11 protein-coding genes and 1 tRNA gene are annotated in these 12,893 nt (G+C 46.6%); 5 read left to right on the top strand and 7 right to left on the bottom strand.

Annotated features, from left to right (window positions below):
• Positions 1–178: 178 nt before the first annotated feature.
• The 6 genes from VV1_RS14835 to VV1_RS14810 form a co-directional block, all read right to left on the bottom strand.
• Complete coding sequence (locus tag VV1_RS14835) at positions 179–646, bottom strand: NanQ anomerase/TabA/YiaL family protein (RefSeq protein WP_013572145.1); 468 nt, start codon at positions 644–646, stop codon at positions 179–181.
• Positions 647–781: 135 nt separating this feature from the next.
• Positions 782–2,152, bottom strand: a complete 1,371-nt coding sequence (locus VV1_RS14830; RefSeq protein ID WP_011080924.1) for a TrkH family potassium uptake protein — start codon at positions 2,150–2,152, stop codon at positions 782–784.
• Entirely contained in the window at positions 2,149–2,811 is a 663-nt protein-coding gene (locus VV1_RS14825; RefSeq protein ID WP_011080923.1) for a potassium channel family protein, read from the bottom strand. The genes VV1_RS14830 and VV1_RS14825 overlap by 4 nt, the downstream gene beginning before the upstream one ends.
• Before the next feature lie 299 nt (positions 2,812–3,110).
• Positions 3,111–3,201: transfer RNA gene (locus tag VV1_RS14820), tRNA-Ser, on the bottom strand.
• An 85-nt stretch (positions 3,202–3,286) separates the two neighbouring features.
• Entirely contained in the window at positions 3,287–5,107 is a 1,821-nt protein-coding gene (locus VV1_RS14815; protein WP_011080922.1) for a DUF3413 domain-containing protein, read from the bottom strand.
• Positions 5,108–5,128: 21 nt separating this feature from the next.
• The gene (locus VV1_RS14810; protein ID WP_011080921.1) at positions 5,129–5,356 is read right to left on the bottom strand and encodes a YejL family protein; all 228 of its coding nucleotides are present in this window, start codon (positions 5,354–5,356) and stop codon (positions 5,129–5,131) included.
• 84 nt (positions 5,357–5,440) lie between these two features.
• Here VV1_RS14810 and yejK point away from each other — a divergent pair, with 84 nt between their 5' ends.
• From yejK to VV1_RS14795, 3 genes are all read left to right on the top strand, one after another.
• The gene (gene yejK / locus VV1_RS14805; protein ID WP_011080920.1) at positions 5,441–6,442 is read left to right on the top strand and encodes a nucleoid-associated protein YejK; all 1,002 of its coding nucleotides are present in this window, start codon (positions 5,441–5,443) and stop codon (positions 6,440–6,442) included.
• A 114-nt stretch (positions 6,443–6,556) separates the two neighbouring features.
• The gene (locus tag VV1_RS14800) at positions 6,557–7,891 is read left to right on the top strand and encodes an Hpt domain-containing protein (protein ID WP_011080919.1); all 1,335 of its coding nucleotides are present in this window, start codon (positions 6,557–6,559) and stop codon (positions 7,889–7,891) included.
• Positions 7,892–7,948: 57 nt separating this feature from the next.
• Entirely contained in the window at positions 7,949–9,160 is a 1,212-nt protein-coding gene (locus VV1_RS14795; protein ID WP_080553481.1) for a chemotaxis protein, read from the top strand.
• Between the two features lie 94 nt (positions 9,161–9,254).
• On the opposite strand, the gene nhaC is transcribed toward VV1_RS14795, so the two are convergent.
• Positions 9,255–10,691: a Na+/H+ antiporter NhaC gene (nhaC, locus tag VV1_RS14790; protein ID WP_011080917.1), complete on the bottom strand. Its 1,437-nt coding sequence runs from the start codon at positions 10,689–10,691 to the stop codon at positions 9,255–9,257.
• Between the two features lie 411 nt (positions 10,692–11,102).
• Between nhaC and asd the strand changes: the two genes are divergently transcribed.
• Both asd and VV1_RS14780 read left to right on the top strand, forming a co-directional pair.
• Positions 11,103–12,218, top strand: coding sequence for an aspartate-semialdehyde dehydrogenase (gene asd / locus VV1_RS14785; RefSeq protein ID WP_011080916.1), 1,116 nt, complete (start codon positions 11,103–11,105; stop codon positions 12,216–12,218).
• Positions 12,219–12,335: 117 nt separating this feature from the next.
• Positions 12,336–12,857: a prepilin-type N-terminal cleavage/methylation domain-containing protein gene (locus VV1_RS14780; protein ID WP_043921057.1), complete on the top strand. Its 522-nt coding sequence runs from the start codon at positions 12,336–12,338 to the stop codon at positions 12,855–12,857.
• Positions 12,858–12,893 lie beyond the last annotated feature (36 nt).

Raw genomic sequence — 12,893 nt, 5'->3', positions numbered from 1 at the left:
ATAAATGTTCGCAACGGACCAAGCCCAAAAAATGGATTCTTCAGATATTCTGGAAGTGGCACGGCAGGCATGCAAGTCGTGTGAGGTTTAAATCCAGTAAAGCTCACGATATTGGAGGGAGAAACGATGCGGCCCAAGTGCTTGGCGCATCGTTTTATCATATGGACCTTGAGTGAGATTAAAGCGTTGCGCCATCCACCTTAATGACCACTTTACGCACGGGTGAGCCTTCGCCTTCTGGTGCGATAAGCGGACGATGGGGCTGCCCTGGCGGGAAAATAATGAACTCGTTTTCGCCGAGTGTCACAAACTTTTCATCCACAACATGGTGACTAAATGCCAAGTCGCGCTCTGCGAGATAGTCTTCATCCAATGCGGCAAACGGTAGCAAGCTGTAGCCAAACGTCTCTTTCCCGCTTAACAGAATTTGTACGTCGAGGTAGCGCTGGTGGCATTCTGATTTTCTTAACGCGAGTGGCTGAGTATGGTCACTCATGACCAGAAAGAACGCGTTGTCGCCGTCCAACTCATGACGCCCATCTTCAATGGGCTCAGCCAGTTTAGCCACTACCTGCGTAATGATTTGCTTGAGATTTGAAGAGAGACAAGATGTAAAGGCGAGCTCTGTTGTTTTACCGACAAACACGGTGATTACCCCCAAGAAGAAAATAAAAGTCGCAAACCAGTTTTGCTGGTTTGCGACGATTTTACTGCTCGCGAAAGCAAACGCCAGTCATTTTTCGAAACGCCGTTTCTAAAATGAGATATTGTGCGTGCTTTGCTAGCCCGTCAATACGGTGTCTTCAGGGTATTTGATCAGGGTGGGTTCCGGCCTCGCCAGCATGTAAGCCAGCGTTAGTGGCCCAATTCGTCCGATGATCATCACCACGATCATGATGTACTTGCCCGGTTCCGAAAGCTCAGCGGTTAAGCCTGCCGTTAAACCGACCGTGGCAAATGCAGAGATGGTTTCAAACATCACTTTGTCAAACTGAGCTTGCTCGGTGATCATGAGTAAGAACATCGCCGTGGTAAGAATTGCGCCGCTGACCACAATGATTGCGAGAGATTTGGTCACAGTTGGCCAGTTCACGGTGCGCTGAAACATCACCACATGTTTCTTTTGACGCAAAAATGCCCAGGTCGCCATAAACGCGACGGCGAAGGTAGAGACTTTGATCCCGCCACCTGTAGAGGTTGAACCTGCACCAATTAGCATCAACACAATCATCACCAGTAGGGCTGGTTGCGTGAACTGGGCGAGGTCGACACTGTTGAATCCGGCTGTTCGCGCGCTGGCGGATTGGAAAAAGGCGGCAAGCCACTGCCCAGAAGTGCTTAACTCGCCCATTGTATTGGCATTGTGCTGCTCTAAGACGAAGAATAACAGCGTACCAATAATGAGCAGTGCAGGGGTGGCGACTAACATGATTTTGGTGTGCAAATGGAGGAAGTGAAAACCGCGTCGCCAGTTCATCCACACATCTCCCACCACAGTGAATCCCAAGCCACCGAAAATAAACAGTGCAGCGAGGGTGAAGATGACCAGAGGATCGTCAACGAAGCTCATCATGCTGTCAGAAAAGAGCGCAAAGCCGGCATTGTTAAATGCAGAAATGGCGTGGAAAAGGGCGTAAAACAGCCCGCTTTGCCAGCCCATTTCCGGCACCCAGCGAAACGCCAATAACACAAAACCGATCAACTCTGCGACACAAGCGAAGATGACGATTTTTTTCACCAATCGACGCAGATTCACTTGTCGATCTTGCCCAAGCGCCTCTTTGGCTAACGCTTGTTGGCGAAGGCTCAGTTTCACACCAAACATATAAAGTAGCACGGCAGAAAGCGTCATTTGTCCCAAACCACCGATTTGCATCAGCAGCATCAGCAAGATTTTTCCTGCTAAGGTGAAGTGTTCGCCGGTATCCACCACACCAAGTCCAGTCACACTAATGGCGGATGTTGCGGTAAAAAGCGCATCGGTTATCGACAAGCCTGAGACAGAAAAAACGGGCAATGTCAGCAGGATTGCGGAGGGTAATAGCACGGCCAAAAAACTAAGCAGAATGATGCGAGGCTCATTCCCTTTGCTCTGTTTCGATGCTTTATCGGCGAGGTAAAACAAGCCGTTGTTAGAAGAAAATGGATTCATAGTGAACTGAGTTTGTTTGCCAATGCATCTTGTGGGCCAACCAGAATGATCATGTCACCAATTTCGAGTTCGACATCTAACTCTGGGGCTTTGACCAGTTCTGGGCCACGTTTAAACCCAAGTACCTGCACGCCGGGGACTTTACACAAAGCCAACTCTCCGAGGGTTTTGCCCATTAAGCGTGAACCAACCACAAATTCAGTCATGGCCAAGCCGCTGCCAAGTGGGTGAAATTCAAGAACGCGTTTGTCGAGCATCTTCCTCGCCACGCGGATACCCATATCGCGCTCCGGCATGATGATGTGGTCTGCGCCGATCTTTTGCAAAACTCGAGCTTGGAACTTGTCGTTGGCTTTGACCCAAACGGATTTGACGCCCGCTTCTTTGGCAATCAGAGTAGCTAAAATGCTGGAGTTCATATCTGCACCAATGGCGACCATCACCATGTCGTAGTCATCCAATTTCAGCTCTGCCATGGTCTCTTCATGTGTACAGTTGGCCACTAGAGCTTGAGTGACAAAACCAGCTGCTAGCTTGACGCGTTCTTCATTAACGTCGATGGCCAGCACTTGAGCACCTGAATCGGTCAATTCCTGACACACCGCCAGACCAAAACGACCTAAGCCAATCACCGCAAATTGTTTTTCAGCTCGTCTCATGAGCGCCTCTTAATCTATGGATTTCGGCAGAAAAGTCTGCGCCTAATTTTACTGCGGTGCAAATTTATTGATGAGAATTTGACAGAAGATTAACGGAAATTGTGCATAAAAACAGCGATGTTTCATGATGGCGCGGGTGAGGCGTGAAGCTACACGCCTAAGATTGAACAGAATAAATACTTTTGCTGATTTGTGTGAGAAATGGTGTCTGAATTTACTTGGCAAAAGAAGAGATAACTAATTTGGATGCGGCAGAAACGAAAAGGGCCACTAATGTCTTAGTGGCCCTTTTACTAAAGTGGCGGAGAGATAGGGATTTGAACCCTAGGTACGCTATTAACGTACGCCGGTTTTCAAGACCGGTGCTTTCAACCACTCAGCCATCTCTCCAGTGCGGGCAAATATATAAGCCCAGAATTCGTTTGTAAAGCCCTATGAATGCTAAGTGAATAGAAAATCACCAACCAATAGCGGCTTAGTTACTTTTAGCGTAAAAACGCTGTAACTCAGTGAGCCCTTGCATCAAAACGGGCAGTTTTGGGCTGTCGTCGCGAACTCTCTGATAGTGGTTATCGTACAGTTTGAAATTACCGAATTTATCGATCACCGTCGTTTGACTTGGCGTGATCAGCGCGATTTCGCGGGTGTCGCCTGCAAGGATCCAACGGCGTTTACTTTCATCAAACAAATTGCGACCGGAGCTGAAATCAGCCGGATTCGACGCGACCCCCATCAGGTCTTGAAGTAGGGTAACGGAAAGGTCCAAATGACTGGTACTTTGACCAAATTGCGCAGGCAGTTTTCCTGGCCAATGAATCACCATAGGTACCTGCAACTGGTAACGACTGTAGTTACTGTTTGCGCCCCAGCTGTTGGTTTGGGTTTCGTTAAACTCGCTGCCGTGATTTGAGGTGATGATCACCACGGTGTTATCGCTTAACTGCTGTTCATCTAGGGTTGCAAAAATACGTTGTAGCGTGCTGTCGGCTTGTCGCACTGCAACATCATAAGCTTGCTTGAATTTATCGCTCGCGTTGGCCGTGGTTGGCAGCGAAGCGGTTTCAATATTATCGAGTTCAGTCACTTCGATGTAGCTGAACCAAGGCGATTTCGCTTGATTTACTAACCATTCGTTCCACGCATCGACCGCTTGTGCATCGGAATGAGTCACCGCTTGTTCCGCTTTTTTCTCTGCTTCGATCTGTGTCGCTAAATTCTGATTACGGAAGATAACTTCACTATACAAAGGCTCGTTAAAGCCATTGCCGCTAAACAAACCAAATTGATAGCCCTGCTCTTGGAGGACTTTCAAGAAAATGGGGGCGGTACCTTGCGCTTTAATGCTGCTGGCGTAGCTGGTCGGCAGGCCATAGAAAAGGCCAAAAATGCCATAGCCATCGTTACTTGAGCTGTAGTGGTTGGTAAACCATTGGTTGTTAGAGGCAAACTCAAACATATTTGGCATTTGTTCTGCCGATAGACGATCGCTGCGTAAATTGTTTACGCTGATCATCAGTACATTGAGGTTGTTACCACGACGGTTGAACGTTAGCTGGTCTAATGGGTAACGCACCAACTCGACGTTGTTTTCGTTCGCTTCCAAACGTTTTAGGTATTCATCACGATCCAGTAGGCCATGTTTTTCCATAAAGCTTTTCGCTGTCATTGGGTAAGACAACGGGAAGTTGGCTCTTTGGCTAGTCACTGGATTATAGAAATAAGCATCGGACCACATGTAGATCAGATGACTAACAATAAAGCAGACAAAGAAGACGGCAGCTAACGGGCGGCCAATATGTTTGTGTGCGAGTTTACGTTGTTTCTTCCACACCCATTCCGACAAGCCAAGTTGCAGGAAAAAGATCAGTGGAAGCACAATAAACAGATGCTGGAGATCGGCGCTGAGAGCCGATTTGTCATCGCTAAAGAGCAACTCCCAAACCACGGGGGTTAGGTGCAGGTTGATGCTTTGATACGCTTGTGTATCGATCAGCAGCACCGTCAATCCGGTGGTCGCAAAAACCACAGAAGTTAAACGGAATAACCGTTGCGATGGCAATAAAAAAGTTAAAGGAAACAGAATCAGTAGGTATAAGGCAAACACCAAAAAGCCAAAATGACCAACCCAAGAGACAACCAGATAAAATTGCCCGAGTAGCGTTTCTGGCCAAGGGGACTGGGTGATATAACGCGTACCAATCAACATCGCAGCAATGATATTGAAAAATGCGAACCAGTGACCCCATCCAACTAATCTGGATACGCGCTCGCCGTATGAGTTTCCGCTGTCAACCATGTCTGATTCTGTTATCCGTTATTAGTGAGTTTTTGGTTCTTGTAAAGAAGAGATCAGTGCCTGTGCAAACTTTTCAGCAATTAGCTTACGTTGAGAAGCGGCAACTTGTTGATTAAGAACGTTTGTTGCGATGTTTCCGGCAATCATCAGTGATAATTCTGGTGTTGCACCGTGCTTATCAAGCACCGCTCCAATCTCAGTAAGAATGGTTTCTACTTGTTCGTCTGTGTATTTCGATGTAATCGGCATAAAAACTCTAATAATGATAGTAAAAGCGGCCTATGATAACCTACAATGCCTCGCAACTAAAACCTTGAAGCAAGATAAAATACTATGAGTCTGCATCTTTCAAACGTTATTCTGCATCAGCTTAGTAAAAATGATCAGGATGAGCTAATGGTAAACTACCGTTCTGAGTCCCTGGTCAATGATTCTTCTACAGAAAATCTGGTCGCTGAGCTGCATCGCGTGTTTCATTCCAAAGCAGGAAAAGGCTTTGGGTGTTTTCAATCTGACAGCGAATTTCAGATTTGGCTCAATGAATTACAACGCGGCGAACTGAATTTTTATGATTTCTCACAAAAATGCGCCGTAAGACTGAAAGAAGAGTTAGCAAAATACCCGTTTGCGGACGAAGGTATTCTTGTGTTTGCGGAGTACCAGAGCCTAGCGACCGATTATTTGTTCGTGGGCATATTACCGCTGAATCAAAGTTTGAAAGTGACAGAAGGGTTGGACATCAGTGCGACCGATTATTTGGACATCAATAAGATGGACATCGCTGCGCGTATTGATTTGTCGGTATACGAAGCAGATAAAGAATCCAACCGTTATCTCTCTTACATTAAGGGCCGAGTTGGCCGTAAAGTGGCGGATTTCTTCCTCGATTTCTTGCAAGCGGAAGTGGGCCTAGACAGCAAGCAGCAAAACCAAGTATTGATGCAAGCACTTGATGATTTCTGTACCGATGCGAAGTTGGAAAAACAAGAAGTCAACGAGTACAAGAAACAAGTCTATGAATACTGTAATGGCCAGATCAAAGCAGGCGAAGAAGTGGAAATTCGCGAACTTTCTGGCGAGTTACCACCAAGCCCATCTGGCGCGAGCTTCTTAGAATTTACGCAAGAACAAGGCTATGGTTTGGAAGAGAGTTTTCCTGCCGATCGTGGCTTAGTGCGCAAGTTGACTAAGTATGTTGGGGCAGGTGGTGGTCTTAACGTGAGCTTCGACAGCTTGCTGTTGGGTGAGCGCATTTTCTACGATCCAGAGACCGATACGCTGACGATCAAAGGTACGCCGCCAAATCTGCGTGACCAACTGACGCGAAATCGTTAAGACAAATGAAGAAAGAGAGCGAGATGCTCTCTTTTTTTGTGACTTCACATTACCCTAGCGGATTGTGTTATAAGCTTATGAAAGCAACTTGGAATCTCTGTGCAAGGATGGAGCATGGTTCGATTGAGTAATAAATGGGTATTTCGCTATTCTTTGGGTCTTGCCTTGGTGTGGTTGTGCTCTGTCGCGTTTGTTTGGATGCAAATCACCAACATGCGTGCTGCGGTCGATGCCGTAGAGGAAGTTGGGAACAAAATTGAAGAAGTGCACGCGGCATTTTCTTACAAGCGTGAACAAAGAATCCAAAAGTTAGATGAAATTTCGCTGAATGTGCAATTGATTTATGCGTTACGTATTCAACTCGAAGCAACCTATGTACACTCGTTTTTTGCCCCTGATATTACGCAGTTTTTGCACGTCACCGATCGCTACGTAGACAGCGTAAAAACCATTTTGCAAATCGACAGCCGCTTGTCAGACTTGGTTGCTGAGGTGCGTCGCCAACGTCTTCAGCAAACGCATGCGGATTCCATTCTCTCCTTTGCTTTACTTGGCTCGTATATTTCCGAGGCCACGTTAAGTAACAGCACGCGCTTAAGCCCAGTATTCAAAGATATCGATAATTTAGTGTTGTTATCGAATGACCTTGAAGAAGCGCAACGTGTGCCGTTACAAAAGTTGTTGGCCCAATCGGCGGTGGTACTTGGGCAAAATGCCGAAGTGAACCATCTGGTTAATCAAGTCAGTACCCATGAAGTGTACGCCCAGCAATCTTGGTTAGAAGAGCAGTATCACCATATTGTTTTGCAATCCATCGTGATTGTGATTGCGGTGAGTGGGCTCTGTTTTCTGGGCTTGTTGTGGTTACTGTACTGGGGCAATACGTTAGTGAAGTCGCCACAACAATCGGCAGAAAATGAGGTGTTGCACGTACCAACAGAAACCTTGAATGAACGATTGTCATCCGAAGCGGTGCAAACCGCGGAGAGGCCAGAGCAACCAAGCCGTCAAAATGACACATCTCTGGTTGAGCAGGGCAAAGAGATAGACAGAAACCGTTCCGTTTCCACCACGACAGTACCGCATGGGAATGAAGAACTGCCGCCGATTAAAATCGATTTGATGATGGACTCTTTATCTGGAGATGAAGAATCGGTGCAGATGTTATTGAGCGTGTTTGTCCAAGATCATGCAGATGAGCACAGCAATTTTGTTGCAACCTATCGCGATGATCCCGAAACGGCGCAGCGCATTGTTCACAGCCTGAAAGGGGTCGCTGCCAGCCTTGGTGCAGATGCTTTACGTAAAGTGGCGATGGAGATTGAATCCAGCATGAAGCATGGCCATGAACCGACAGAGCAACAATTGCAGCAACTGAAAGAGTGCATTGATAAAACCGTGGCTTACGCGCAACGCATTCTCAATCGCGAGATTGTCATCTCATCATAAGATGCTGATATTTCTCTGACTTATACTGGTTATATTCGTCATCCTTTTCTTTTTGTAGTGGTTATAGCAATGACTCGCTCAACGATGGTCGCTTTTTACAAAAGTTTTTGTTTGCCTATTTTGGTGCTAATGAGTTTGTCGGGATGCTCGTTATTAGAGGTGAAGCTGGATAGCCAAGTCACCCCGTTGACTCAGCAAGAGCTGAATACTCGTTTACATACGCGTGAATACGCATTGCAATTTTTTACCCAAGTCGAGCAAACGGCGGATACGCTTAAAAGTGGCTATCCTGCGACGGATACTCTGCACCAGTCCTATATTTTGTTGTGGAAAATCAATGCAGAGGAAGGTTTAGCACGGGCTGCGTATCAGGTTTCACCCACTGCGGCGCTGATCGACAGTTGGGTGTTTACTCAGCAAATGACCGACTATTTTTCTCGAGGGCCGGGTCGCGAGCAGTTTGAATCGGCTCTCGCCTCAGATGCATCACAAGCTTTACTGACACAAGTGGAACAGTTGGCGAGTGTTCTATTGAAGAACAGTTCGTACAAGAGCAGCCAGCAATTTGTTCGCGAGTTTGCCACGCAACACCCATTTACCGATCTCAAATTTAATCCCACACCAGCTTACCGCGCTTGGCTAAAAGCCAATGATATTAATGAAGATGAGGCGATAACCACGCTAGGCACCATGCCGGAAGCCTTAGGCGATGTCTCTGATCGCCTCAGTTTGATTTCAGAGCAAACGCCGAAGATCATGAGTTGGAAAGCGGAGCTTATTGCACTTAACAGCCACATCAGTGGCGAAGATTTGTCACAAACCTTGGCCTCCATGAAGGCCACTTCTGAGGCCTTTCAAGATTTCGTGAAGAATAACCCAGAATACATGAAGAACTTGGCGGAGCAGATGGCCATAGAGTTGCAGCCGCTGGTGGCTGACATTGACCAAAAAACCTCGCGTCAGATGAGTAAACTCGATGAACAAAGGGCGGCGTTGGAAGCCATGGTTGCACGCGAGAGGGTTGAGCTGTTTGCGATGATAGAGCGTGAAAGAGAAGCGTTGAATAAGATGGTGACGCAAGAACGAGTGAGCTTTACTCAAGACATGGATAAGCTCTCACAAGATGTGGTCGCGCTGGCGATGGATAAGTTGGTTGAGCTGATCAAAAGCGTGATTATTTACTTTGTTCTGTTTATCGCTGTAATTTTCTTTGCTCCGCTTGGCTTAGGTTACGCACTCGGAAAGAGAGCACAAAGAAAGAGCAATTAGCCAAAGGGTTGGCCGTTGGCGCAACGAGTGCTGCTGAAACGACAAACAAAAAAGCGTAGCTCGAGGGCTACGCTTTTTTATTGAGTGGCGGAGGTTAAGCGGTTTGTTGTCTTGTCTCTGCCAGTGTTTCTTCTTCGCTCGCTTGCGCGGTTGGCTCGCACTTGTCGACAAACCAACCCATGTAGGAGGTGAAAATCGTCACTGCGATACAGACAAAGCTCAACCACATGAACGGTGCGTAAGATAACGTCGCCACCCCTAAGATGCTCGCCATGTAAATGCCGTTATCACTCCAAGGCACCATACCGGATGTTAGCGTGCCGCCAAACTCGGCATTTCGTGACAGATTCTTACGTTTGTAACCTAGGCGATCGTAGTTTTTCGCACAAATCTTTGGTGTCAGAATCAGTGAAACGTACATCGCTGAACCGAACACGTTACCCATAAACGCTGTACCAATTGTGCTGGTTGCGAGAGAACCTGCATTTTGCACGCGACGCTCAAACAGTTTCGCGATGGTTTCTAGCACGCCAACTTTATCCAGTAGACCACCAAAACCAAGACCAAACACGATCACGGCCACCGAGCCCAGCATGGAGGACATACCACCACGGTTTAGGATGGAATCAATGAAATCGACGCCTGAAGAAATCGCAAACGGTGCCCAAGCAGTATTGAACGCGGTTAGGAAATCCACATCTTGGATCATCACGGCCCAAATAATACCCAGTAGAGAACCAAAGCTGATGACTGGGAATGAAGGCATGCGCATGGCAAGTAGCGCCAATACGATAATGACAGGAACAAACGAGTAAGGCGTGATGTAGAACTGCTGATCCATCGCTTTAATCACAGATTCCACTTGGCTCATGTCAACATTACCTGCGTAATGGAAGCCAAATGCTGTGAACATAATGCCAGTAATGATGTAGCTGATCAGAGCGATAGGTAGCATGCCTTTGATGTGCTCCATGACTTCCACGTTCGACATTGAAGAAGCAAGGATCACAGAATCTGACAGCGGAGACATTTTGTCACCGAAGTAACAGCCTGATAGTACCGCACCTGCTGTGATCGGCGCTGGTACGCCAAGGCCTTGGCCAATCCCCATCATTGCGATACCTGCGGTACCTGCTGCGCCCCAAGAGGTGCCTGTTGCAAGTGCTGTTAGGGAGCAAATGATCATAGTGGCTAAAAGGAAGATAGAAGGATGTATTGCCTTCAGACCATAGTAAATAATAGTGGGTACGATACCGCCGGAGATCCAGGTACCAACCAATGCGCCAACGGCTAATAGAATAAGAACAGCACCCAAACCATTCGAAATTCCGTTTAATGCCGCTTTTTCCAGGTCTTTATACTGATGACCTAGACGTAAGCCCAACACCATAATAATGAACCAGCCGATATAAAGTGCTAGCTGAATAGGTAGATCTAATTTCGCGGTAAACGAAAAAGCCAAAAGTAAAAACAATCCCAGTGAAATAAGCACTTGGGGAAGACTTGGTAAGCGAGTAATTTCCTGCTTCATATATTCCTCTGATAAATGTCGGAGCGTTAGAGGGATTACGCCCCCGTATGTTTAGGATGCTTACATTACATTAACGTAGTGGATAATTCGATTTATTTAGTCGTTTGTTTTGATGTGGATCGGTGTAATACGTATTTTGTGAAATAATAAACTACTAAAGTTTAAAATAATTAGTTTTAAGTGTTGTGTAATGTGAAATAAATGTGCTTCATATGTGAATGTGGCGGCCGGGTAGGAAATCCTGCTCGGTCAGAGCTCTTACCAAAGCTAAATCATGAAGTTTTGCGACCTTAACAAATCAAAACGAAAAAGTTGGACGTTTTCGTCAATTAGTGCTTGAGATTTTGCCTAGAAAATAGAACTATTAATGCAAATTTATTTTGTTATTTGAATACACGGAGAGTTAATGTGATGAGAGTGGGTTTAGTTGGTTGGCGTGGCATGGTTGGCTCGGTGCTGATGCAGCGCATGGTTGAAGAAAAAGACTTTGATCTGATTGAACCAGTCTTTTTCAGTACCTCTCAAATTGGTATTCCAGCGCCAAATTTTGGTAAAGATGCTGGTTTACTACAAGATGCATTCAATATTGATGCGTTGAAACAGCTCGACGCAGTCATCACTTGTCAAGGCGGTGGTTATACAGAAAAGGTTTACCCAGCGCTGCGCGAAGCGGGTTGGAAAGGCTACTGGATCGATGCGGCATCTACGCTGCGTATGGCTCCAGATTCGATTATCACTCTTGATCCAATTAACCTAGCTCAAATTCAGCAAGGCATCCATAGCGGCACAAACACCTTTGTAGGTGGTAACTGTACCGTTTCTCTAATGCTAATGGCGTTAGGTGGACTATACAAACAAGGTATGGTCGAGTGGATGAGTGCGATGACTTACCAAGCGGCTTCTGGTGCAGGCGCGCAGAACATGCGTGAACTGATTTCTCAGATGGGCGTGATCAATGATGCCGTAAGTTCAGAGTTGGCCAACCCATCAAGCTCTATTCTTGATATCGATCGTAAGGTTGCGGAAACGATGCGCAGCAGCTCGTTCCCAGTTGACAACTTTGGTGCGCCTCTAGCTGGCTCATTGATTCCATGGATCGACGTGAAACGCGAAAACGGTCAAAGTAAAGAAGAGTGGAAAGGTGGCGTAGAAGCGAACAAGATCCTTGGTTTACAAAACTCTCCAATTCCAATCGATGGTACTTGTGTTCGTATCGGTGCAATGCGTTGCCATTCACAAGCGCTGACTATCAAGCTTAAGCAAAATGTCCCTCTTGATGAAATTGAAGAGATCATTGCTAGCGACAACGAGTGGGTTAAAGTGATTCCAAACGAGCGTGACATTACCGCGCAAGAGCTAACGCCAGCTAAAGTGACAGGAACGCTTTCAATCCCTGTTGGCCGTTTACGCAAAATGTCGATGGGTGATGATTTCCTTAACGCATTCACCGTGGGTGACCAACTTCTTTGGGGCGCGGCAGAACCTTTGCGTCGTACGCTAAGAATCATTCTTGCTGAGAAGCAATAACTCAAATATGAGACATCATTCTAAAAAGCGCCTAAAAGGCGCTTTTTTATTTTTTCAATGACAGTTCGTTGACATTGATGACCTACTTTAGCGTGGGTTTTGAGAGTGGTGTGCTGTATGTATAAGAAATTTAGAGGTTTTACACTAATAGAATTGATCGTAGTGATTGTGCTTGTTGCCGTGTTAGCGGTGGTCGCTGCGCCAAGATTCCTGAATTTGCAATCCGATGCACGGCGTTCCGTCGTCGAAGGTTTAGCTGGCGCCGTAACGAATGCGGCGGAGATGGCGTATGGAAAAGCCGCTGTGGAAGGGATGGAAGCTATTGAATCCTACCACGTGCCAAATTACGGGATTGTGCAATATGGTTATCCGAGTGTCTCGCGTGGTGGAATGGAAAGCTTCTTACAAATTGACACGGGGTACCATGATTTAGAACGTGAATGGGTTTGGGCTGCACACAATAATGGCTCAGTCTCAGATCCCGATTGGTGGATCATTACGCAGTCACAATGGTTGGCCGATGACAACATTGTGGATTTCAATAAAGCCATTGAAGATAGTCGTTGCTACGTCAAATATACCGCCGCGATGGAACCGGGGGCGGACTTTGCCGTGGAAACCATCACAGACGGATGTTGAAGCCGCTACGGCTCATGTAACAAGGTAATCAAGCGC

The organism is Vibrio vulnificus CMCP6 (assembly GCF_000039765.1).
Taxonomy (GTDB): domain Bacteria; phylum Pseudomonadota; class Gammaproteobacteria; order Enterobacterales; family Vibrionaceae; genus Vibrio; species Vibrio vulnificus_B.
The sequence above is the reverse complement of the archived record's forward strand: the minus strand, read 5'-3'. Positions and strand labels throughout refer to the sequence as shown.

Coding starts and splice junctions, on each gene's coding strand:
- VV1_RS14825 (WP_011080923.1), bottom strand. CDS start 2,811: ATGAGACGAGCTGAAAAACAATTTGCGGTGATTGGCTTAGGTCGTTTT.
- VV1_RS14780 (WP_043921057.1), top strand. CDS start 12,336: ATGTATAAGAAATTTAGAGGTTTTACACTAATAGAATTGATCGTAGTG.
- asd (WP_011080916.1), top strand. CDS start 11,103: ATGAGAGTGGGTTTAGTTGGTTGGCGTGGCATGGTTGGCTCGGTGCTG.
- nhaC (WP_011080917.1), bottom strand. CDS start 10,691: ATGAAGCAGGAAATTACTCGCTTACCAAGTCTTCCCCAAGTGCTTATT.
- VV1_RS14800 (WP_011080919.1), top strand. CDS start 6,557: ATGGTTCGATTGAGTAATAAATGGGTATTTCGCTATTCTTTGGGTCTT.
- VV1_RS14830 (WP_011080924.1), bottom strand. CDS start 2,152: ATGAATCCATTTTCTTCTAACAACGGCTTGTTTTACCTCGCCGATAAA.
- VV1_RS14810 (WP_011080921.1), bottom strand. CDS start 5,356: ATGCCGATTACATCGAAATACACAGACGAACAAGTAGAAACCATTCTT.
- VV1_RS14815 (WP_011080922.1), bottom strand. CDS start 5,107: ATGGTTGACAGCGGAAACTCATACGGCGAGCGCGTATCCAGATTAGTT.
- yejK (WP_011080920.1), top strand. CDS start 5,441: ATGAGTCTGCATCTTTCAAACGTTATTCTGCATCAGCTTAGTAAAAAT.